We start from the raw sequence: 21,379 nt of genomic DNA on the forward strand, positions 1-21,379 counted from the left end.
TGTTATCTCGGTGGTTCATCCATGCATGATCGTCCACGGTCAACGCGTGCGGCGGGCCTTCACCGCGTGCTGCGGGGTGATGTGGTCGGTCAGGGCGAGGGAGGCGCTGGCCCGCTGGTAGCCGACCTGGCCGACCCGGACGTAGAGGCAGTCGATGATCATCAGGACGGAGTGCCGGCCGCCGATGCTGCCGGTGCGGAAGCTGGTCTCCGAGGTCGATGAGATGAGCCGGATGTCGGCGGCTCTGGCCAGCGGGGAGCGCGGGTCGGTGGTGATGGCGATGGTGGTCGCGCCCCGTTCCTTGGCCATCTCGAGGGGTTCGAGGGTCTCGCGGGTGGCGCCCGAGTGGGAGATCGCTATGGCCACGTCGGCCGGGGTGAGCAGGGCCGCGGAGGTGGCCGCGCCGTGCACCTCGGTCCAGCCGCGGACCTGGCAGCCGATACGGAACAGCCGGGTCTCGGTCTCCTGGGCGACCGCGCCGCTGCCGCCGACGCCGTACACATCGATACGGCGGGCCTTGGCCACCGCCTGGGCGGCGCGCTCCAGGGAGTCGAGGTCGATGCGCTCGATCGTCTGCTGGATCGCGCGCAGATCCGCGCTGCCGACCACCTGGACGACCCGCTCCAGACTGTCGTCCGGGGAGATGTCGGGACCGATCTCGGCCGAGCCCCAGTCGGAGACCTCGCCCCGGCCGCGCTCCTGCGCCAGCTCGATCAGCAGATGCTGGTAGGAGTCGAGTCCGACGGCGCGGCAGAACCGGGTCACCGTGGCCTGCGAGGTCCCGGTGCGGCGGCCCAGCTCGGCGGCGGAGCAGTGGGTGACGGCGGCCGGATCCTCCAGGATCAGCTCGCCCACTTTCCGCAGGGATCCGGGCAGTCGGGGCAGCTCGGTGCGGATCAGTGTGGTGACGTCGGTCGGAGGCATGGAAAGAAGGTAACAGCCACCCTCGGAGCCGTTGATTGAATACCAGGACCAACCGGCTGCGGTTTGTTCATTCAATGATGGATAATTGTATGGTGGTTCAATCCATCAGTGGGGAGTGTCGCGTGTCCGTCGAGTCAGTCAGCGCCCAGGGCTTCGCCGAACAGAGCCTGGAGGTCCTCCGTCGCGTCACCGAGGCCGCCCGCGAGGACGTGCGCCGCGCCGCCGGGCTGATCGTCGACTGCATCCGCGCCGACGGTGTGATCCAGGCCTTCGGCACCGGCCACTCCCAGGCGATGGTCCTGGAGGTCGCCGGCCGGGCGGGCGGCCTGGTACCCACGAACCGGATCCAGATGTCCGACCTGGTCCTCTACGGCGGCGCCGCGCCGAGCGTGCTCGACGACCCGCTGCTGGAGCGCGAGCCGGGGGTGGCCGGGCGCCTTTACGAGCTCGCCGCTCCCCGGCCCCGGGATCTCTTCGTGATCATCTCCAACTCCGGTGTCAACAGCGTCATCGTGGAGATGGCGCTGCACGCGAAGTCGCGGGGGCACAAGATCCTCGCCATCACGTCCCTCACGCATACGGGGGCGGTGCCCGCGGGGCATGCGAGCGGCAAGAAGCTGGTGGACCTGGCGGACGTGGTGCTGGACAACGCGGCACCGGTCGGGGACGCGCTGCTGGCGCTGCCCGGAGGTGGGGCGGTGGGGGCGCTGTCCACACTGACCGGCGTGATGCTCGTGCAGATGGCTGTCGCGGAGGCTTCGGGACTACTGCTCGCCGCGGGCGAGCGGCCGCCGGTGTATGTCTCGGCCAACGTGCCCGGTGGGTTCGAGGGCAACCTGGAGTTGGAGAAGCGGTACGCGGGGCGGGTTCGGCGTACGGCGACGTAGGTTTCCTCGGAAGTCGGGGTGGCGCGGGGAACCCGCGGCCGGTGGGGGGCTGGTCGCGCCCAGGCGGTGGCAGCCGCAGATCTGACGCCGGCGACCGCCGTGATGCTGGTCCGGGTCGGTCTCAACCCGGCCGGTGCTGACGGCGGAAGACCTCGTGGAGCGCTGCTCCAGGAGGCGGCCCGAGCCAGGAACCCCCTTCCCTCAGGGAGGGGAGGATTCAAAGGGCCTTTCGGTGCACCAGGGCCGACATGCACAGCACCCCGGGCAGCAGCGGCAGCCACACCGTCAGGACGCGGTAGCCGATGAGGGTCGCCGTGCCGACGCTCACCGGGACGCCGTAGACGGCGAGGGTGAAGACCATGGCCGCGTCCACCGGGCCGATGCCGCCGGGCGCGGGCACGGACCCGACCGCGCTGCTCGCTGCGAGGTACGCGAACGCGACCTGCGCCCAGGACAGCGTCACCCCGAGCGAGGCGCCGACCGCGTGGATCACACTCGCCTGGAGCAGCGGTGCGGCGGCCGCGCCGCCCCACAGGGCGAGGACCCGGCTGGGCATGGTGTGCAGACGGCGGGCGTCGGTCAGGGCGGTGCGCACGAACGTGACCGCCGGGCGGCGCAGCGGGCGGACGAGGGTCAACACCAGCAGCGTGGCGCCGAGTCCGAGTCCCGCGGCCACCAGCGGCAGGAACAGCATTCGCCGGTCCGGGACCAGATCACCGAAATGCAGCAGGCCGGGCAGGGCGACCACGAAGCCGATCAGGACGAGCGTCTTGGCGATCGGCCTGACCAGCGTGTACAGGGCGAGCGAGGCGGTGGCGCGAGCCAGCGGGACGTCCTGCCCCCGAAGGAAGCGCAAGGTCACGGCGTGGGCGCCGAGGCTCGCCGGCAGGACGTGGTTGGCGGCGCCGGCGGCGAACTGCGAGGCGACCAGGAGCCCCGACGGCAGCCGCTCCGGCAGCGCGCCCTGCCGTACGACGGAGGCGGAGATCCAGCCCAGGCAGGTGTAGCAGAACCCGACGAGCAGCCAGCCGGGGTCCGCCGAGGCCAGCCGGGCGGTGCCGTCGTACAGGGCACGCCAGTCCAGCACCGCCCAGACCCCGATGAGCAGGAGGGGGAGCACGGTGAGCATACGGCGGCTGAGGCGGCTCAGGGAGCGGCGGGAGGCGGCCGGAGCGGGAGCCCGGGCGCTGATCGGGAGCGGGGCCGGGGCGGGCGCGGGGAGCGGCCCCGGGGGACCTTCGAGCGGCAGCAGGGACACGGCGCACGTCGTCCTTTCGCGTCATGTCCCGTGCGGGACATGGGGCATGACGGAGGCAAGGCGATGCAGAGGGGACGAGGGAAACGTGCCCACTCGGCGTGACGTTCAAGTGTCCGGCAGCCGAAGGAGCGCGGGCGGGTGGGCGACACGGGGTGCGGCGGACCCGGCGGTCGGGTGCGGCGGACCCGGCGGCCGGAAGCAGAGAGTCCGGTGCGAGAAATATCGGAGAGCCCTCATACGAGCGCCCCCGGCCGACCGTCCCTCAGCTGAGGAGTACCTCTGCCCGCTGTCGAAATCCAGCCAACCGGCGTTCGGAGGGGAAGCCCGGAGTCCGGCCGTCCCACGCCGGTGTGGGGCCCTGATCAGGGTCGCGGCACGGCGATCGACTGGCCCGATCCGGCCAGAGCCGCCCCGATCCCGTCGTCCGCGGACACCGCCCGTCGATATCGTCGAACACGCATCCGTGGGGCGGGCGGTACGGCGATCGGGGAACGATGCTCCAGGTACGTCTTCTCGGTCCGGTGGAGGTCTGGGAGGGGAACCGGCGGGCCCCGCTCGGCGGGGTCAGACCCCTGGCGGTCCTGTCCGCACTCGTGGTCCACCTGGGCGAGGTGCTGTCCACCGAACGGCTTGTGGACTGTGTCTGGGACGAGCAGGCGCCCGCCACCGCCAGCGCCCTCGTCGCCACCCATGTCTCCGCGGTACGCCGTGCCCTGGCCCGGGTCGGCGAGGCGGAGGTGATCCGCACCCGGCCGCCGGGATACGTCGCCGATCTCGACGCCGGCCAGGTCGACGCCCGCCGCTTCGAGGAACTGCTCACGTCGGGCCGGGCCGAGGCCGCCGGGGGCCGCGCGGGCGAGGCGGCCGAGCTGCTGTCCGAGGCGCTGGGGCTGTGGCGGGGACAGGAGGCTCTCGAAGGGCTGGGCCAGTCCTTCGCCCGGATCGAGGCGGCCCGGCTCGCCGAACTGCGGCTGGTCGCCCAGGAGGAGTCCTTCGGCCTCCAGCTGGAACTCGGCCGCGCGGACCGCACGATCGCCCCCCTGCTCGCGCACGTCGCCGCCCACCCCCTGCGGGAACGGCCGCGCGGCCAGCTGATGACCGCCCTGTTCCGCACCGGGCGGGTCTCCGACGCCCTGCGCACCTACCAGGAGGGCCGCGAGGTCCTGCGCGAGGAGCTGGGCATCGACGCCGGACCGGAACTGCGGGCGCTGCACAAGTCCGTCCTCACCAACGACCCCGCACTGCTCGGCCCCGGCCCCGGACCCCACGCCGCCTCCAGGCCGCAGGGCACCGGCTCCCGGCCGCCCCACGCCGCCTCCTCGCCGCACGACACCGGCTCCCGGCCGTCGGCCCAGGACGCGGACGGGTCCGCGCGGGCCCGGCAGCGGGCCACGGACCCGGCAGCGACCGCCGGCGGCCCCGGCGCCACGCATGCGCGGCCCGCGCCCTCCCATCTCCCCCCGGACATCGCCGACTTCGTCGGCCGGGCGGACCAGATCGACTGGGCCGTCTCGCTGCTGGGCCGCGTCGACGAGCCCGGCCGTACCGCCCCGCCGATCGGGGTGATCTCCGGGCGCTCCGGAACCGGCAAGACCGCCCTCGCCGTCCACGTCGGCCACCGCACCGCCGAACTCTTCCCGGACGGCCGCCTGTTCGTGGACCTGCGGGCCGCCGACACCGCCCCGCTGCAACCCGCCGACGCCCTCGCCCGGCTGCTGCGCGCCATGGGCGCCGGACCGGAGACCCTGCCGAGCTCCGTCGAGGAACTGACGGGGCTGTACCGCACGTACACCGGACACCGCCGCATCCTGCTGATCCTCGACAACGCCGCCGGTGAGGCGCACGTACGGCCGCTGCTGCCGCCCGGCCCCGGCTCCGCGGTGCTCGTCACGAGCCGACGCCGGCTGGTGGCGCTGGAGGGCGCCGCCCACCTCGACCTGACCGTGCCGGACGAGGAGGAGGCCCTCGAACTCCTCAGACGGGTCGCCGGAGCGGACCGGGTGCGCGCGGAGCCGGAACAGACCGCCGAGATCGTCTCCCTGTGCGGGCGGCTGCCGCTCGCCGTGCGCATCGCCGGGGCACGGCTCGCCGCCCGGCCGCACTGGGTGCCCGGCAGGCTCGCCGCCCGCCTGCGGGACGAGCGGCTGCGGCTCAACGAACTGCGCGCCGGCGACCTGGAGTTGCGTACCAGCCTGGAACTGGGTTACGCCGACCTCGATCCGCAGCAGCGGCGCGCGCTGCGCCGGCTGGCCCTGCTCGACCTGCCCGACTTCGCGGCCTGGATCGCCGCGCCCCTGCTGGACATCGGCACGGAGGAGGCCGAGGAGGCCGTCGAGCGGCTGGTGGACTGCCACTTCATCGATGTGATCGGCGTGGACGGCACGGGCCGCGGCCGCTACCGCATCCACGACCTGGCGCGCGAACACGCCCGCGAGCGCTGTCTGTCGGAGGAGAGCGCCGAGGAGCGGGCGGCGGCCGTACGCCGTCTTGTGGAGTGCTGGCTGGGACTGGCCGGGAAGGCCGCCGCGCGGGGCCCCGGCGGCACGGCCCGGTACTTCCCCGAACCGGCCGCCGTACGGCCCCTCGACCCGCTCGACCCGCGGGCCGAGGAGGAACTGCTCGAACGGCCCGCGGCCTGGTTCGCCGCCGAACAGGCCGGTCTGCTGGCGGCGGTGGAGTACTGCGCCGACCACGGGATGGACCGGGCCGCCCGGGACCTCGCCGGGGCGCTGATCGCGAGCTCGGTCGCGCTGTACAACCAGTTCGACGCCTGGTCCCGCTCGCACACCGCGGCCATGGCGGCGGTGCGGCGCAGCGGGGACGGCGAGGGCGAGGCGTGGCTGCTCACCGGTCTGGGTCAACTTCGCTACGAGCAGGACGAGTTCGAGGAGTCGTACGCCTACTTCCGGGACGCCCTGCGGCTGTTCGAGGCCCATGACGACGGGCAGGGTGTGGCCCAGGCCCTGCTCGGCATGGGCACGGCCCGGCGTGAACAGGCCTGCTACTCCGAGGCGTTGGAGCTGCTCGGCCGGGCGCTGGAAGGGTACGGGCGGCTCGACGACCGCGGTGCCCGGGCCCGGGTGCTCTACGGCCTCGGCTACGTGCACCGGGAGCAGGGTGACGACGCCGCCGCCCGCGAGGCCTTCGCGCAGGCCCTGGAGCTGTACCGGGCGGAGGACGACCGGCACGGCGAGGCACTGGTCCTGCGCGCGGTCGCCCTGAGCCACCGGGCGGAGGGGCGGTACCGGGACGCCGAGCGGCTGCTGCGGGAGGTGCTGCGGGCCTTCGCCGGCCTCCACGACACGTTCGGCGTGATGTACACGGAGCAGTCGCTGGCCAAGGTGGAGCTGCGGCTGGGGCTGCTGGACGCGTCGCGCGAACGGCTCGGGCGATGTCTGGAGCTGGCCCGGGAGCGGCAGGACCGGTTCGGCGAGGCGCTGGTGCTGCGGACACTGGGGGAGTGGCAGCTGGCCGCCGGTGACGCCGGGAGCGCACGGGACCCGCTGGAGCGGGCACTGTCGCTGTGGGAGGCGTTGCGGCTTCCGCTGTGGCGGGCGCGGACTCTGTGGGACCTGGCGCGGGTGTGGGAGGCCGACGGGGAGGCGGACGCGGCCGCGGGGGCCCGTGCCGAGGCGCTGCGCGTGTTCCGGGAGTCGGGGGCGCGGGAGGCACGGGAGCGGGAGACGGCGGAGCGGGAGGCCCAGGAGCGGGCGTAGTCGGGACGTGGGCGCCGCGATGTCTCTGCAGGCCCTCCCTCCGGCGCCTGCAGGCGATCTGCAGAGCATTTGCAGAGGGCTCCGAGACGCTCTTCCCGTGACAGACATCATCACGCTCGCGGACCCCAGGGTCGCCGCGGTGACGCACGACGAGTGCGGGGAACCTCTCGTCGATCTGCGGGAGGAGGGGCAGTTGCTCCTCGATCCCCGGCAGGCCGACGACGAGGGCAGCTACGCCCATCTGAGGGCCGGCGCGCTGCGGCGGCTCGTGCGGGCGCAGCGGCTGCTGCCCACAGGGATCAGGCTGCTGGTGGTGGAGGGGTACCGGCCGCCCGACCTCCAGCGCCGGTACTTCGAGCAGTACGCGGCGACCATGCGGCGGGCCCACCCGGACGCGGCTCCCGAGCGGATCCGTGAACTGGCGAGCGCGTACATCTCGCCGCCGGAGGTCGCCCCGCACGTCAGCGGCGGCGCGGTCGACCTGACCCTGTGCGACCACGCGGGCCGCGAACTGCCGCTCGGCACGGAGGTCAACGCCACCCCGGAGGAGAGCGCGGGCGCCTGCCGCACCGACGCGCCCGGCATCGGCGCCCAGGCACGGGAGTACCGGGCCCTGCTGGGGCGAGTGCTCTCCGCGACCGGGTTCGTCAACTACCCGACCGAGTGGTGGCACTGGTCGTACGGCGACCGGTACTGGGCCCTGCTGCGCCGCGTACCCGCCGCCCGCTACGGCCCCGCCGACCCGCCCCGCCCTCCGGCCTGACCACCGGAAGCGGGACACCGCAGGAATCACCGCAAGGGGGAAAGAAATGCACCACAGCCACGCCACCTGTCCGCCTCCACCGCGCGAGGCGGACGACCGGATGAGCCCGGGGGACTTCGACGCGTCCTTCACGGCCGACATGCCACGCCTGCGACGGCGGCTGCTGGCACTGACGGGCAATCCGCACGACGCCGACGACCTGCTCCAGGAGACCTATCTGCGGCTCTCCCGGCGGGCCCGCTCCCAGAACCTGACCCAGCAGCAGCACCCGTACGCCTACACCTGCGCCGTCGCCCTCAACCTGCTGCGCGACTCCTGGCAGCACCCCTCCCGCCGCGAACGCACCACCGACCAGCTGCCGGAGGCCGGCTGGGACGGCGGACTCGACTCCTACGAGGCCTCCGCCACGGCGCTCGCGCTGCTCGGCACGCTCTCCGAGAAGGAGGCCGCCGCGGTGATCCTCGTGGACCTTGAAGGACTCACCCACGACTCGGCCGGGGAGCGGCTCGGCGCCCACCGCGGCACGGTCCAGCGCAACCGCCTGCGCGGCCTCGCCAAGATGCGCGCCGCCCTCCGCAACTAGCCCGGGTGGCACACCCTCACGGGGGTGGGGTGTGCCACCCGTGTCTCCGTCTCGTCACCTCGTCACCTCGACGCCTCGACCTAAGGAAGAGTCCTTGAAGACCATCAGCACGCGCCGTCGGACCAGCGGCGCGATCCTGGGCGCCTCGGCACTGGCGCTCACCGCCTTCTTCTCCGCCCCGGCCCACGCCGCCCAGGACGCCACCTGCGGTGTCCTCGCGCCCGGCGCCTCGGCCACCGCACAGGCCGCCGTCGACGCGGCCTGTTCGCAGATCGGCGTCTGGTACAGCTGGGGCGGCGGCCACGCGGCCACGCCCGGCGCCAGCTACGGCTTCTACGACGGCTCCGACCCGGACAGCCTCCACGACGGCGAGCGCATGGGCTTCGACTGCTCGGGCCTGATGCGGTACGCCTACTACCGGGCGACCGGCAGGGACCTGCTCAACGGCACGGCCGACGACCAGTTCCACAGCTCGCAGGCCACCGCCCGGTTCTCCGCCGGACAGGGCACCGCCCCGCTGGTGCCGGGCGACCTGATGTTCTGGGGCAACGGCCACATCCACCATGTCGCCATGTACCTGGGTGGCGGCCAGATGGTCGAGGCGTACGAGTCGGGCACCCACATCCGGGTCACGTCCGTGCGCACCGGCGGCGACTACGCGGGCGCGATCCGGATCAACGGCTCCGGCACCCCCGTCCCGCCGCCCGCGAACGGCGGCACGGTCTTCGAGACCTGGGGCACCGGCGTGCGCACGCACCGGTCGCCGAGTGTGGGCTCCGACGTCGTCGACACCTTCCCCGGACCGACCCAGGTGTCCGTCCAGTGCCAGCAGCACGCGGAGACGGTGACCGCCGAGGGCTACACCAACGACGCCTGGGCCAAGCTCGCCGACGGCTCGTGGGTGACCAACATCTACATCAAGGGCCCGGCCTGGCTGCCCGGCATCCCGGACTGCGGCGGCAGCAGCACCCCGCCGCCGTCGAGCGGCAGCAAGGCGTTCCAGACCTGGGGAACCGGGGTGCGCACCCACAGCGAGCCCAACGTCAACGCCGGCGTGGTCGACTACTTCGCCCAGCCGACCACGGTCAACGTGGTCTGCCAGAAGCACGCCCAGGAGGTCACGGCCGACGGCTACACCAACGACGCCTGGTCGAAGCTGACCGACGGCTCGTGGCTGACCAACATCTACATCAAGGGCCCGGCCTGGCTGGACGGCGTGGCCACCTGCTGACCGGCGCCTCCCCAGCGGACCGGGCCGTGAAGGGACCGGTCCGGCGGGGACCGGCGGCACCTCGGCCGCAGCCTCACCGAACTGCCGCTGCCGTGACGGCTCACCACCCGGTGAGCAGCAGATGGTTGAGGAGCAGGGCGAGTGCGGCCTGCCCGATCAGCCAGCCCCGCACCCCCGTCAGAAACGCACCCGCGGGCAGCAGCCACACGGCGAACGGCAACCAGATCCGCTCGGTCTCCGCCTTGCTCATCCCGGAGAGATCGGCGACGAGCAGGGCCAGCAGGGCAGCGAGCACCAACACCGCCAGGGGGCGCGGGGAACCGCTCGACCGGCCCCCGCCCGGCCGCAGCCGAACGACGGCCCGCCGCACCCCCGCCACCGTCGCCGGCCCCACGATCAGCACGGTGCACGCGAGGTTCGCCCACACCCAGTACCCGTACGGCCGCACCCCGCCCGCCCCCTGGTAGTAGCGGGTGACGAGGATCCGATACCCCTCCCACCACTCGAACCCCAGCGTGGTGAAGACCGCCGGCACGACCACGAAACCGGCCAGGGCGAACAGCAGGGGCCGGCGGGAGGAGCCCAGCAGCAGGACCGCTCCCGCGACGACGACCATGAGTGTCAGGCCGTACGACAGATAGACGGTCAGCCCGAACAACAGCCCCGAGCCCAGGCCGGTGAGCCCCGGCCGGACCCCCCGCACCGCGAGGGCGAGCAGGGCCACCGCCCACGCGGCCACCGACGCGAAGTACCCGTCGGCCGATGTGCCCACCCAGACGGCGGCCGGGGCCAGGACCAGGAAGGGGGCGGCGCGGCGGGCGAGCGACTCGTCGGCAAGGGTGCGTACGGCGACCAGGACCGCGACCGCCGCGGTCGTGCCGACGGTGATGCACCAGGTCCCCGCCCAGCCCCCGCCGCCCAGCCCGACCCGGTCCAGCAGGACGAAGGTGAGGGTGGCGCCCGGCGGATGCCCGGCGACGTGGGCGCCCCAGTTGTCCGGCGAGCCGATCAGGATGTGCCGGGTGAAGTCCCGCAGAGCCGCCGGGATGTCATGGAAGCGACCGACGGCCCGGAGGTACTCGTTCCTGGTGGTGAGCTGCTCGGCGACACCCCGCTGCCAGCCGTCCACGAGGGCCAGGGACCACGTCCAGGCCATGCCGGCACCCCAGACGGCGAGCAGCAGCGGGCGCCAGGGGAGCCGGGCGGCGAGCGAGGGCCCGTACGCCACCACGGCGGCCGCGACGACCACCGCGGCCGGGGTGCCGGGGCCGACGTGCGGGTCCCAACTCGCCAGCAGGGGCGGCCAGCCGACGCGCAACGAGCCGTTCCGGTGCTGGATCGCCGTGCCGACCAGTACGGCGGTCAGCACGAGGAGCGCGGCGCACACGGCCGCGTACAGATCACGAATCAGATCCCGGTTCACGCGGACGACGCTAGGCCGCACGCTCACCCGTGTGGGGCTGACATGCGACGACGTCAGAATTTCGTCATGGTTCGCTGACCCGTTCCCGGGGTGGCGCGGGCCTACCGTCGGAGCATGGCACGGTCTCCCTTCACCCCCTCCTTCTGGCGCAGCCCGCTGCGCGGCCCCTGGCTCACCTCCGTCCTCGGGGTGGTGCTGCTCGGCGGCATCACGCTGCTGTTCGTGACGGGACTGCTGTCGTACGCCGCCTACAACCCCGATCTGTCGCCGGTGAACGACAAGACCCCGGACAAGGGGATCCTCGGCTTCTACCTCTTCTCCTGGCCCACCGATCCGCACTGGCTGTACCGGCTGAACCAGGGTGTCCACGTCACCCTCGGCATCACCCTGATCCCCGTCCTGCTGGCCAAGCTGTGGTCGGTGGCGCCGAAGCTGTTCACGCTGCCGCCCGCACGCTCGCTCACGCACGCGCTGGAACGGCTCTCGCTGCTGCTCCTGGTCGGCGGTGCGCTCTTCGAGTTCGTGACCGGGGTGCTCAACGTCCAGCTGGACTACGTCTTCCCGGGCTCCTTCTACCCGCTGCACTTCTACGGGGCGTGGGTGTTCTTCACCGCGTTCGTCGCCCACGCCGTGCTGAAGATGCCGCTCGCCCTGCGCAACCTGCGTCACCTCGGAGAAGAACGCACCGAGTTGGTGTCACCGAACCCCGCCGAGCCGACCGTGTCGCGGCGCGGGGCACTCTGGTTCGTCGCAGGCGGTTCGCTGGTGCTGTTCCTCACCACGGCCGGGCGGAGCTTCGACGGCGCCCTGCGCGAGACCGCCCTCCTCACCCCGCACGGCGGCGACGAGCCGGCCTCCGGGCCGGGCGGCTTCCAGATCAACAAGACCGCCGCGTACGCGGGGATCGACCCGGCGGAGACCGGTGAGGAGGCCTGGCGGCTGGTCGTCACGGGACGCGACGGCCGCACCGTACGCCTCAGCCGTGCCGAACTCCTCCAACTGCCCTCGCACAGCGCGTCGTTGCCCATCGCCTGTGTGGAGGGCTGGTCGACCTCCGACCAGGAGTGGCGCGGGGTGCGGCTGCGGGATCTCGCGGCGCTCGTCGGGTACGAGGACGCCGCGCCGGACGTCCTCGTGGAGTCGCTGCAACGGCACGGCGCCTTCCGGCGGGCGGCCCTGCGCGCCAACCAGGTCGCCGACCCGCGGTCCCTGCTCGCCCTGTTCGTCAACGGCGCGGAGCTGACCCCCGACCACGGCCACCCGGCCCGGATCATCGTGCCCGCGGCGCCCGGTGTGCTGAACACCAAGTGGGTGGCGCGACTGACCTTCGGAGACCTGTGATGCGGATCCCTCTCGGCAGCCCCCTCCAACTCCTCCTGCTCATCAGCTCGTTCGCCCTCGCCGGGTACGCGGGGGTGCGGCTGCTGGCAGGGGACCTCTTCGGGATCGCGCTGTGGTTCGTCGGGGCGGCCGTCCTGCACGACCTGGTGCTGCTGCCGCTGTACGCGGCGGCGGACCGGGCGCTGGTGAGGGCGGCGGGGCGGCACGCCCTGTACGTGCGGGTCCCCGCCGCCTTCTCCCTGCTGCTCCTGCTCGTGTGGTTCCCGCTGATCAGCGGGCAGGTCGCGGACCGTTACGCGTCGGGGAGCGGCTTGTCCCCGGACGGCTTCGCGGCCCGCTGGCTGCTGATCACGGCGGTGCTCTTCGCCGGTTCGGCGGCGGCCCTGGTCGTACGGCAGGGCAGGGCGAGGGTCCTTCGGCGGCGCAGGGCGACGAAGGAACGGCCGCCCGCCGTCCACTGATCCACCGGCGCCCAGCCGGTGCGGGCCGCATGCCGCAGCAGGGCGGGGGTGCCGAGCCGGGCCCAGGGGAACGGGTTGCCGACGGCACCGCGGGCGTCGGTGACATGCACCTGGACGCGCTCGTCGAGGTCCGGGCCGGTGACCGTCTCGGCGATCAACAGGCCGCCGGGCGCGAGGAGTTGGGCGGTCCGGTCGAGCAGGGCCCGCGGGTCGCCGCCGATGCCGACGTTGCCGTCGATCAGCAGCGCGGTGCCCCAGCGGCCCTCGCCGGGCAGGGACTCGAAGACGGACCGCCGCAGGGCCTGTCCGCCGAGCGCGACGGTCCGCGCGACCGCCGCCTCGCTCACGTCGATGCCGAGCACCCGCCGGCCACGGGCCCCGAGTGCGGCGACGAGCCGTCCCGGACCGCACCCGACGTCCAGTACCGCACCCTCGCAGCGCCGCAGCACCTCCAGGTCCGCGGCGTCCGCGGCGGCGCACCAGCGCTCCAGCTCGAGCGGGAGCAGCCGGCCGTCGGAGCGACGCAGGAAGAGGGGCCCGCGGCCGGTGCGCAGGGCCCGGGCATAGGGGTCGGCGGACCAGGTGCCGTCGTCATGGGTGCCGTCCGTCGCGAGCGGCCCCGGGTCACCGGCGCCGGGTCCACCCGGCCCTGCACCCGGCTCGCCGTCCGGCGGTCCCGCGGGTGCCGTGTCCGCGGTGGGCCGTGTCGCGATGCCGACCCGCGGCCCCCTCACCGCGACACCCCCGCGAGCCGGGCGAGCTCCGCCGCGAACCGTCCGCCCGGGGCCGCTCGCGCGACCAGTTCCGCGTCGTACGCCGTGTCCACGTCCCGCAGCGGCGGCAGCTCCCGTACCCGCAGTCCGGTCAGCCGGGCGCGCTGGGCCGCGCCGGTACCCGGTGTCGACATCGGGACCCCACGCAGCCGGGACGGGTCCGGTTCCGCCAGACCCAGTGCCCAGAAACCGCCGTCCTCGGCCGGCCCGAAGTAGGCCTCGCAGTCGGTGAAGTCCACCGTGAGCAGCTCCGGGGTCACCTGGGGTGTGTCCATGCCGATGAGCAGAGCCGGTCCCTCGCAGCCCGCGAAGGCCGCGGCCAGCCGTTCGTCGAGGCCGCCCGCGCACTGCCGTACGACCTCGAAACCCGGTGGCAGCCAGGGGCCCGGCGTGCCCTCCAGGACCAGGACCCGGCGCCGGGCCGGGGTGCGGGCCACGACGTCGAGGGTGTCCGCGAGGGACGCCTCGGCCAGCGCGGCCGCCTCCTCGGGCGTGAACGGCGGGGTGAGCCGGGTCTTGACCCGCCCCGGCCGCGGCTCCTTGGCGATGACGAGCAGCGTGGTCATGCGTGCACCCCCGGCTCCGACTCGGACAGGACCTGGCTCATGTCCCGCACCGCCTGCCACGTTCCCCGCCAGGTGCCCGTCACCTTGGAGGTGCCGGTGCGCGGCCGGTACGGCACGTCGTGCTCGGCGATCCGCCAGCCCGCGTCGGCCGCCCGCACCACCATCTGCAGGGGGTAGCCGCTGCGCCGGTCCGTCAGGCCGAGGGCGAGCAGCGGCTCGCGCCGGGCGGCGCGCAGTGGCCCGAGGTCGTGCAGCCGCAGACCGGTGCGGCGGCGCAGCAGCCGGGCGAGCGCGAGGTTGCCCGCCCGGGCGTGCGGCGGCCAGGCACCGCGGGCCTGCGGGCGGCGCCGGCCGAGCACGAGGTCCGCCTCGCCGGCCAGCACCTCGGCCACGAACGGCACCAGGTCCGAAGGGTCAAGGGAGGCGTCGCAGTCGCAGAAGCACACGATGTCGGCCGTGGCCGCGGTCAGCCCCGCATGGCAGGCGGCGCCGAAACCGCGCCGCTCCTCGCGGACCACGGTCGCGCCGAGAGCCTGGGCGATGCGGGCCGAGCCGTCCGTGGAGCCGTTGTCCACGACGAGCGCGCGCCAGCCGGGCGGGATGCGTTCCAGCACCCACGGCAGGGCCCCTGCCTCGTCCAGACAGGGCAGCACGACGTCCACAGACGCCGCCGGTTCGTTCACTGAAGGGGTCGTCACGCCTCTCACCCTACGAACGCGAAACGGGCGAATCGGACACCGGCTCCTTACGAAACAAGGACGTCGGCGGCCGTCCGCAGCACATTCGCGTGCGCGGTGCGAGGCTGGCGGCATGGAGCAGCAGCAGTACGCACAGACCCGGCCGCGGGTCCTCGTCGTCGACGACGACCCCACCGTCGCCGAGGTGGTCGCCGGCTACCTGGACCGGGCCGGCTACCTCGTGGACCGGGCCGCCGACGGCCCCGACGCCCTCGCCCGCGCCGCCGCGCACCGCCCGGACCTCGTCGTCCTCGACCTGATGCTGCCCGGCATGGACGGCCTGGAGGTGTGCCGCCGAATGCGGGGGAGCGGGCCCGTCCCGGTCATCATGCTCACCGCCCGCGGCGACGAGGACGACCGCATCCTGGGCCTGGAGGTCGGCGCCGACGACTACGTCACCAAGCCCTTCAGCCCCCGCGAATTGGTCCTGCGCGTCGAGTCCGTGCTGCGCCGCTCCCGGCCCGCCCGGCAGACCGGCCACCTGGGCGCCGCCGGACTCTCGATGGACCCCGCGGCCCGCCGCGCCCTCAAGGACGGCACCGAACTCGCCCTCACCATCCGGGAGTTCGACCTCCTCGCGTTCTTCCTGCGGCACCCCGGCCGGGTCTTCAGCCGCGAGGACCTGATGCGCGAGGTGTGGGGCTGGGACTTCGGCGACCTGTCGACCGTCACCGTCCATGTGCGCCGGCTCAGGGGCAAGGTCGAGGACGACCCGGCCAGGCCCCGCCTGATCCAGACCGTGTGGGGCGTCGGCTACCGCTTCGACGGCTCACACGCGGAGGTGTGACCCGTGAACGACATGCTCCTCATCGCCCTCTACGCCTTCCTCGGCGCCGTCGCCGCCGGCCTCCTCGGCGCCTGGGTGCTGCTGCTGGTCCGGCGCCGTTCGCTCTCCCTGCACCTCGCCGTGGTCGCCGGGGTCGGTGTCACCGCGATGCTCGCCGGGACCCTCGCGGTCGCCCAGGCCATGTTCCTGTCCGGGCACGACCTGCGGGTCGTCACGACCGTCGTCCTCATGGCCGCCGTGGTCTCGCTGGCCACCGCCCTGCTGCTCGGCCGCTGGGTCACCGGCCGCAGCCGGGCCCTCGCGCTCGCCGCCCGCTCCTTCGGCGACGGCGGCGACTTCACCTCGCCCGGCGGCCCCACGACCGCCGAACTCACCGAACTCAGCCGAGAGCTGGAGGCCACCAGCGCCAAACTCGCCGAGTCTCGGGAGCGGGAACGCGCCCTGGAGTCCTCCCGGCGCGAACTCGTCGCCTGGATCTCCCACGACCTGCGCACCCCGCTCGCCGGGCTGCGCGCGATGTCCGAGGCCCTGGAGGACGGCGTCGCCGCCGACCCCGCCCGCTACCTGCGGCAGATCCGCACCGAGGTGGAACGCCTCAACGACATGGTCGGCGACCTCTTCGAGCTCTCCCGCATCCACGCGGGCGCGTTGGCACTGAGCCCGAGCCGGATCTCCCTGTACGACCTCGTCTCGGACGCCCTCGCGGGCGCCGACCCCCTGGCGCGCGAACACGGCGTACGGCTGGTCGGCGACCGGGTGGCGGCCGTGCCGGTCGAGGTGGACGGCAAGGAGATGAGCCGCGTGCTGGGCAACCTCCTCGTCAACGCCATCCGCCGCACGCCCGCCGACGGGACGGTCGCGGTGGCCGCCGAGCACCGCGCCGAGGGTGTCGTCGTGTCCGTCACGGACGGCTGCGGCGGCATCCCCGAGGAGGACCTGCCCCGCGTCTTCGACACCGGCTGGCGCGGCACCCACGCCCGGACTCCGCCCGCCGGAGCGGGACTCGGCCTCGCGATCGTCCGGGGCATCGTGGAGGCCCACGCGGGCCGGGCCACCGTACGCAATGTGCCGGGCGGCTGCCGCTTCGAGGTGCTGCTGCCGTCGGCCGCCTCCTGAAAAGGGGCCCCTCGAAGAGAGGCCCCTCGAAAATGAGGTGGTGCCGCCCGCGGCCGCTTTCTTTCACGGGCGGCACCACCGGTCCACCGCGGGCTACGCGTCCCGCATCCCGGCGCCCGCGAACTCCCGCATCCCCTCGGCGAATCCGACCTCCGCCTTCCAGCCCAGCTCGGCCCGCAGCCGCGCCGAGTCCGCCGTGATGTGCCGTACGTCCCCGAGGCGGTACTCCCCGGTGACCACTGGCTCGGGACCGCCGTACGCCTCGGCCAGCGCGCGGGCCATCTCGCCCACCGTGTGCGGCTCGCCGCTTCCGGTGTTGTACGAGGTGAGCGCGCCGTCCCTCGGCCTCGCCTCCAGCGCCGCCACGTTGGCCGCGGCCACATCCCGTACGTGGACGAAGTCCCGGCGCTGACCGCCGTCCTCGAAGACGCGCGGGGCCTCCCCGCGGGCGAGCGCGGAGCGGAAGAAGGAGGCGACGCCGGCGTACGGGGTGTCGCGGGGCATGCCCGGCCCGTAGACGTTGTGGTAGCGCAGCGCCACCGCCGAACCGCCCGTGGCCCGCGCCCAGGACGCGGCCAGATGCTCCTGGGTGAGCTTGGTCGTCGCGTACACGTTCCGCGGATCGACCGGGGCGTCCTCGCCGACCAGACCCGGGGAGAGGTCCGCGCCGCACCGCGGGCACGGCGGCTCGAAGCGCCCCGCGTCCAGGTCGGTGACCGAGCGCGGCCCCGGCCGTACGGTCCCGTGCCGGGCGCAGGTGTAGCGGCCCTCGCCGTACACGACCATCGACCCGGCCAGCACCAGCCGCCGTACTCCCGCTTCCGCCATGGCGGCGAGGAGGACCGCCGTGCCGAGGTCGTTGTGGGAGACGTAGTCCGGGGCGTCGGCGAAGTCCACGCCCAGGCCGACCATGGCCGCCTGGTGGCACACCGCGTCCACTCCGCCCAGGGCGTCGCGGACGGCGTCGGGGTCCCGTACGTCGGACGCCGGGTCGGCCCGGACGTCGTACAGGACGGGCTCGTGACCGTGTGCCACGAGCGCTTCGACGATCCGGGACCCGATGAAACCGGCACCGCCGGTGACCAGTACGCGCATGCCCTCAACCTAGGGCCGCGAGCTGCCCGGACGGCCGGACCGCGGCCGTCACGTCACGGCTTCGTAAGACTCACGGCCGGGTCAGGCTCAGCGGCAGCGACACCGTGAACACCGTCGAGCCGGGCTCGCTGCTCAGCTCGATCGTGCCGCCGTGCGCCCGGACCAGGGAGCTCGCCACCGCGAGGCCGAGACCGCTGCCGCCCCGGTCCCGGCTGCGGGCCTTGTCGACGCGGTAGAAGCGGTCGAAGACCCGCTCCTGGTCGGCGGCCGGAATGCCCGGCCCGGCGTCCGCGATGCGCACCTGGGCGTGCCCGCCCCGCACCCGCACCCCGACCGACACCTTTGTGCCCGCCGGGGTGTGCACGGCCGCGTTGGTGAGGAGGTTGTCGAGGACCTGGCGCACGCGCTGCGGGTCGAGCCGCAGCTTCAGGGCCTGGGGGCCAGGCGTCACCGTCAGCGGATGGTCCGGGTGGCTCGCGCGCACGGCGTCGGCCGCGTGCTCCACCAGCTGCACCAGATCCGTCTCGACGGGCCGGAGCGGGGTCTCCACCTCCGCCGCGTCCAGACGGGCCAGCAGCAGCAGGTCGTCCAGGAGGAAGCCCATGCGGGCGGCCTCGGCACGCAGCCGGGCCAGGTGTCTGTCACGCTCCTCGGGGGCGTTCGCGGCGGCGTACTGGAAGAGGTCCGCGTAGCCCCGTACGGACATCAACGGCGTGCGCAGCTCGTGCGAGGCGTCGGCGACGAACCGGCGCAGCCGCTGCTCGGCCTCCGCACGGACCGCGAGGGAGTCGTCGATGTGCTCCAGCATGGTGTTGAACGCCGTCCGCAGCTCCTCGACCTCCGGACCGCCGCCCCGCTTGTCGGCACGCAACGGCAGCCGGGCCGCCGACTCGGTCAGGTCGTGCAGGGCGATGCCGTGCGCGGTGTGCGCCATGTCGCTCAGCGGTGTCAGGCCCCGGCGCAGCAGCTTGCGGCCCACCACCACGAGAGCCAGCAGCGCGAGCCCGAAGGCGACGACCTGGACCGTGATCAGCCGCCGTACCGTGGCGTCGATGCCGTCCATGGGAGCCGCGCTCACCAGGACCACACCGGGCTCGACCTCGCAGGCGCGCAGCCGGTACTCGCCCTGGCCCTGGAGGTGCTCGGTGGCCAGTACCTCGGTGTGCGTGGTGGTCTGCGCCTGCGCGACGTCGGTGAACTCGGCCACGTCCTCCGGCAGGTCGGAGGGGTCCTCGGGCTTGCGCAGCCGCGCGGTGCCGTTCTTGACGTCGTACACCGCGTAGTACCAGGCCCAGTACTTCTTGCCCGCGAGCGTGCCGGACTCGGCGATGCTCTTCGACTGGGCGACCTGGGCGAGCGACAGCTGCTCGTTGAGCTGGGCCGACAGATAGTCCCGCATGTACGTGGTCAGCGCGGTGCCCACCACCGCGAACACCGCCAGGGCCACCGCCCCGAGCCCCAGCGCGAGGCGGGTACCGAGCCGCATCCGCCGGTACCCCGAACGCAGCCGACCGAGAAAGGACCTCATTCGGCCGCCTGCCGGATGACGTACCCGAAGCCCCGCACGGTGTGGATCAGCGGCGCCCTGCCGTCGTCGGGCTCGTCCAGCTTGCGGCGCAGCCGGCTGACGACCAGCTCGACGACGTTGGAGCGGCCGCCGAAGCCGTACTCCCACACGTGGTCGAGGATCTGCGCCTTGGTGAGCACGGTCGGCGACTTGCGCATCAGGTACCTGAGGACCTCGTACTCGGTCGGGGTGAGCGTGAGCAGCTTGTCGCCGCGCCGCACCTCACGGGTGTCCTCGTCCATCGTGAGATCCGCGACCGCGAGCACCGAGCGCTGGAAGCCGGGCCCGGAGCTGCGCCGCAGCACGGTCCGCAGCCGGGCCATCAGCTCCTCCACCGCGAACGGCTTGACCAGGTAGTCGTCGCCGCCCCGGGTCAGCCCCGCCACCCGGTCGGCGACCGCGTCCCGCGCCGTGAGGAACACCACGGGCACCATCGTCCCCGAGCGCCGCAGCCGGTCCAGGACGCCGAAGCCGTCGATGTCGGGCAGCATCAGGTCGAGCACCACGATGTCCGGACGGAACTCCGCGGCGCGGCTGAGCGCCTCCTCGCCGGAGTTCGCGGTGACCGCCTCCCAGCCCTCGTAGCGGGCGACCGTCGCCACGAGATCGGCGATCGGCGGGTCGTCGTCCACGACGAGGAGTCGTACTTTTTCCACCCGCTCATAGTGCTTCACGGCGACCGGAAAGCCAGAGCCGGATGGGCCCCGTAAGCAGATCGATAACCTCTTGAAAGTTGTACGACAGCTGATCGACAGCTCCCACCGGAGAAGCTCGGTAATCCAGAGGCCCCGATCAAGGAGCTACGACCCGTGACCACCGTCCAATCGCCCCCCGCGCCCCCCACGGCGATCAAACGCCCCAGGGTGGTGGCCCGCACCGGGCTCTACGCCGTGCTGGCCGCCAACGTGGCCGTGGTGGCCTGGTTCTTCGCCCAGGCCGGCTTCGCCTCCAACGCGCTCATCGTGCTCGGCCGCCTCACCGGCCTGTACGCGGCGCTCATCATGGCCTTCCAGCTGATCCTGGTGGCCCGCCTGCCCTGGCTCGACCGCCGCATCGGCATGGACCGGCTGACCTCCTGGCACCGCTGGACCGGCTTCGGCATCCTGTGGACGCTCCTCGCGCACGTCACCTTCATCAGCTTCGGCTACGCCGAGGGCACCGACGTGGGCCCGGTCGGCGAGATCGTCGACCTCGCCGAGACCACCGAGGGCGTGCTCCGCGCGGTCGTCGCGCTCTTCCTGATCCTCGTGATCGGCGCGGTCTCCGCCCGCTACGCCCGGCGCCGCCTCGCCTACGAGACCTGGCACTTCATCCACCTGTACACGTACGCCGCCGTGGTGCTGGCCTTCACCCACCAGGTCGCCGTCGGCACCACCTTCACCGCCTCCTCCGTCGCCACCGCCTACTGGTACGGCGTCTGGGGCGTCGCCCTCGGCTCGGTCGTCCTGGGCCGCGCGGTGCTCCCGCTGTGGCGCAACTGGCGCCACCAGTTCCGCGTCACGGCCGTCGTGCCCGAGAGCGACAACGTCGTCTCGATCTACATCAGCGGCCAGGACCTCGACCAACTCCCCGCCAGGGCGGGCCAGTTCTTCCTGTGGCGGTTCCTGACGGCCGACCGCTGGTGGCAGGCCAACCCCTTCTCCCTCTCCGCCGCCCCCGACGGCAGGACCCTGCGCCTGACCGCCAAGGCGGCCGGCGAGGGCAGCGCCGCCCTCAGGCACCTCAAGGTCGGCACCCGCGTCTTCGCCGAGGGACCCTACGGCGCCTTCACCGCCCTGCACCGCACCCGCCCCGAGTCCGTGCTCATCGCCGGCGGCGTCGGCGTCACCCCGATCCGGGCGCTCCTGGAGGAGGTGCAGGGCCACGCCGTCGTCATCTACCGCGTCGGCTCCGACCGGGACGCCGTCCTCTACGACGAGCTGCGCGACCTCGCGCTCGCCAAGGGCGCCGAACTCCACCTGGTCACCGGCCCGCCGGTGCCCGACAAGCTCGCGGCCGGTGAGCTGGCGCGGCTCGTGCCCGACATCGCCGAGCGGGACGTCTTCCTGTGCGGACCGCCCCCGATGATGACCGCGGTCCTGGGCAGCCTGCGCGAGCTGGACGTGCCGGGGCCGCAGATCCACTTCGAGCGCTTCAGCCTGGCGGGATGAG

The 21,379-nt window shown here is 73.5% G+C and carries 18 protein-coding genes; 9 read left to right on the top strand and 9 right to left on the bottom strand.

All coding sequences use genetic code 11. The features are described 5' to 3' along the window. Positions 1-39: 39 nt before the first annotated feature. Positions 40-924 carry a MurR/RpiR family transcriptional regulator gene (locus ACIRP7_RS39090; protein ID WP_403669711.1) on the bottom strand — a complete coding sequence of 295 codons (885 nt, stop codon included), beginning with the start codon at positions 922-924 and terminating at the stop codon, positions 40-42. A 122-nt stretch (positions 925-1,046) separates the two neighbouring features. Here ACIRP7_RS39090 and ACIRP7_RS39095 point away from each other — a divergent pair, with 122 nt between their 5' ends. Then, positions 1,047-1,811 (top strand): sugar isomerase domain-containing protein, encoded by a 765-nt coding sequence (locus tag ACIRP7_RS39095; protein WP_403669713.1) that lies wholly within the window; start codon positions 1,047-1,049, stop codon positions 1,809-1,811. 217 nt (positions 1,812-2,028) lie between these two features. Here ACIRP7_RS39095 and ACIRP7_RS39100 read toward each other — a convergent pair whose 3' ends face one another. After that, positions 2,029-3,069, bottom strand: coding sequence for a YbhN family protein (locus ACIRP7_RS39100; RefSeq protein ID WP_403669716.1), 1,041 nt, complete (start codon positions 3,067-3,069; stop codon positions 2,029-2,031). Between the two features lie 494 nt (positions 3,070-3,563). Between ACIRP7_RS39100 and ACIRP7_RS39105 the strand changes: the two genes are divergently transcribed. From ACIRP7_RS39105 to ACIRP7_RS39120, 4 genes are all read left to right on the top strand, one after another. Next, the gene (locus ACIRP7_RS39105; RefSeq protein ID WP_403669719.1) at positions 3,564-6,785 is read left to right on the top strand and encodes an AfsR/SARP family transcriptional regulator; all 3,222 of its coding nucleotides are present in this window, start codon (positions 3,564-3,566) and stop codon (positions 6,783-6,785) included. A 97-nt stretch (positions 6,786-6,882) separates the two neighbouring features. After that, positions 6,883-7,548, top strand: coding sequence for a M15 family metallopeptidase (locus ACIRP7_RS39110; RefSeq protein WP_403669721.1), 666 nt, complete (start codon positions 6,883-6,885; stop codon positions 7,546-7,548). 46 nt (positions 7,549-7,594) lie between these two features. Next, the gene (locus tag ACIRP7_RS39115; RefSeq protein ID WP_403669724.1) at positions 7,595-8,131 is read left to right on the top strand and encodes an RNA polymerase sigma factor; all 537 of its coding nucleotides are present in this window, start codon (positions 7,595-7,597) and stop codon (positions 8,129-8,131) included. A 94-nt stretch (positions 8,132-8,225) separates the two neighbouring features. Beyond that, on the top strand, positions 8,226-9,362 hold the full coding sequence (locus tag ACIRP7_RS39120; RefSeq protein WP_403669726.1) for a C40 family peptidase: 1,137 nt from the start codon (positions 8,226-8,228) through the stop codon (positions 9,360-9,362). Positions 9,363-9,462: 100 nt separating this feature from the next. Here the strand turns inward: ACIRP7_RS39120 and ACIRP7_RS39125 are convergent, their stop codons facing one another. Then, positions 9,463-10,785, bottom strand: coding sequence for a hypothetical protein (locus ACIRP7_RS39125; protein ID WP_403669728.1), 1,323 nt, complete (start codon positions 10,783-10,785; stop codon positions 9,463-9,465). 114 nt (positions 10,786-10,899) lie between these two features. Here ACIRP7_RS39125 and ACIRP7_RS39130 point away from each other — a divergent pair, with 114 nt between their 5' ends. Further along, a complete protein-coding gene (locus ACIRP7_RS39130; protein ID WP_403669731.1) occupies positions 10,900-12,126 on the top strand; it encodes a molybdopterin-dependent oxidoreductase in 1,227 nt (408 codons plus the stop codon). Between the two features lie 292 nt (positions 12,127-12,418). On the opposite strand, the gene ACIRP7_RS39135 is transcribed toward ACIRP7_RS39130, so the two are convergent. From ACIRP7_RS39135 to ACIRP7_RS39145, 3 genes are read right to left on the bottom strand one after another with little or no spacing between them, the layout of a single operon-like run. Next, positions 12,419-13,321 carry a class I SAM-dependent methyltransferase gene (locus ACIRP7_RS39135; RefSeq protein WP_403669734.1) on the bottom strand — a complete coding sequence of 301 codons (903 nt, stop codon included), beginning with the start codon at positions 13,319-13,321 and terminating at the stop codon, positions 12,419-12,421. Beyond that, complete coding sequence (locus ACIRP7_RS39140) at positions 13,318-13,926, bottom strand: DUF2064 domain-containing protein (RefSeq protein ID WP_403669737.1); 609 nt, start codon at positions 13,924-13,926, stop codon at positions 13,318-13,320. The genes ACIRP7_RS39135 and ACIRP7_RS39140 overlap by 4 nt, the downstream gene beginning before the upstream one ends. After that, the gene (locus tag ACIRP7_RS39145) at positions 13,923-14,633 is read right to left on the bottom strand and encodes a glycosyltransferase family 2 protein (protein WP_403669740.1); all 711 of its coding nucleotides are present in this window, start codon (positions 14,631-14,633) and stop codon (positions 13,923-13,925) included. Before ACIRP7_RS39145 ends, ACIRP7_RS39140 begins: the two co-directional genes overlap by 4 nt. 103 nt (positions 14,634-14,736) lie before the next feature. On the opposite strand from ACIRP7_RS39145, the gene ACIRP7_RS39150 reads away from it, so the two are divergent. Continuing rightward, positions 14,737-15,450, top strand: coding sequence for a response regulator transcription factor (locus tag ACIRP7_RS39150; RefSeq protein WP_403669743.1), 714 nt, complete (start codon positions 14,737-14,739; stop codon positions 15,448-15,450). A 3-nt stretch (positions 15,451-15,453) separates the two neighbouring features. After that, positions 15,454-16,566, top strand: coding sequence for a sensor histidine kinase (locus tag ACIRP7_RS39155; RefSeq protein WP_403669746.1), 1,113 nt, complete (start codon positions 15,454-15,456; stop codon positions 16,564-16,566). 93 nt (positions 16,567-16,659) lie between these two features. Here ACIRP7_RS39155 and ACIRP7_RS39160 read toward each other — a convergent pair whose 3' ends face one another. The 3 genes from ACIRP7_RS39160 to ACIRP7_RS39170 form a co-directional block, all read right to left on the bottom strand. After that, entirely contained in the window at positions 16,660-17,661 is a 1,002-nt protein-coding gene (locus ACIRP7_RS39160; RefSeq protein ID WP_403669749.1) for an NAD-dependent epimerase/dehydratase family protein, read from the bottom strand. Positions 17,662-17,731: 70 nt separating this feature from the next. Then, positions 17,732-19,189, bottom strand: coding sequence for a sensor histidine kinase (locus ACIRP7_RS39165; RefSeq protein WP_403669751.1), 1,458 nt, complete (start codon positions 19,187-19,189; stop codon positions 17,732-17,734). Further along, on the bottom strand, positions 19,186-19,860 hold the full coding sequence (locus ACIRP7_RS39170) for a response regulator transcription factor (RefSeq protein WP_403669972.1): 675 nt from the start codon (positions 19,858-19,860) through the stop codon (positions 19,186-19,188). Before ACIRP7_RS39170 ends, ACIRP7_RS39165 begins: the two co-directional genes overlap by 4 nt. Before the next feature lie 177 nt (positions 19,861-20,037). Here ACIRP7_RS39170 and ACIRP7_RS39175 point away from each other — a divergent pair, with 177 nt between their 5' ends. After that, positions 20,038-21,378 (top strand): ferric reductase-like transmembrane domain-containing protein, encoded by a 1,341-nt coding sequence (locus ACIRP7_RS39175; RefSeq protein WP_403669754.1) that lies wholly within the window; start codon positions 20,038-20,040, stop codon positions 21,376-21,378. The last annotated feature ends 1 nt before the right edge of the window (position 21,379 follow it).

Origin of the sequence: Streptomyces sp. NPDC102270 (genome assembly GCF_044766405.1) — a bacterium.
In the GTDB taxonomy this organism is placed as follows: Bacteria; Actinomycetota; Actinomycetes; order Streptomycetales; family Streptomycetaceae; genus Streptomyces.

What these genes read in the sequence shown, in the direction of transcription:
- ACIRP7_RS39090 (WP_403669711.1), bottom strand. Translation starts at nt 924, where the DNA reads ATGCCTCCGACCGACGTCACCACACTGATCCGCACCGAGCTGCCCCGA.
- ACIRP7_RS39105 (WP_403669719.1), top strand. Translation starts at nt 3,564, where the DNA reads ATGCTCCAGGTACGTCTTCTCGGTCCGGTGGAGGTCTGGGAGGGGAAC.
- ACIRP7_RS39115 (WP_403669724.1), top strand. Translation starts at nt 7,595, where the DNA reads ATGCACCACAGCCACGCCACCTGTCCGCCTCCACCGCGCGAGGCGGAC.
- ACIRP7_RS39130 (WP_403669731.1), top strand. Translation starts at nt 10,900, where the DNA reads ATGGCACGGTCTCCCTTCACCCCCTCCTTCTGGCGCAGCCCGCTGCGC.
- ACIRP7_RS39140 (WP_403669737.1), bottom strand. Translation starts at nt 13,926, where the DNA reads ATGACCACGCTGCTCGTCATCGCCAAGGAGCCGCGGCCGGGGCGGGTC.
- ACIRP7_RS39150 (WP_403669743.1), top strand. Translation starts at nt 14,737, where the DNA reads ATGGAGCAGCAGCAGTACGCACAGACCCGGCCGCGGGTCCTCGTCGTC.
- ACIRP7_RS39160 (WP_403669749.1), bottom strand. Translation starts at nt 17,661, where the DNA reads ATGCGCGTACTGGTCACCGGCGGTGCCGGTTTCATCGGGTCCCGGATC.
- ACIRP7_RS39165 (WP_403669751.1), bottom strand. Translation starts at nt 19,189, where the DNA reads ATGAGGTCCTTTCTCGGTCGGCTGCGTTCGGGGTACCGGCGGATGCGG.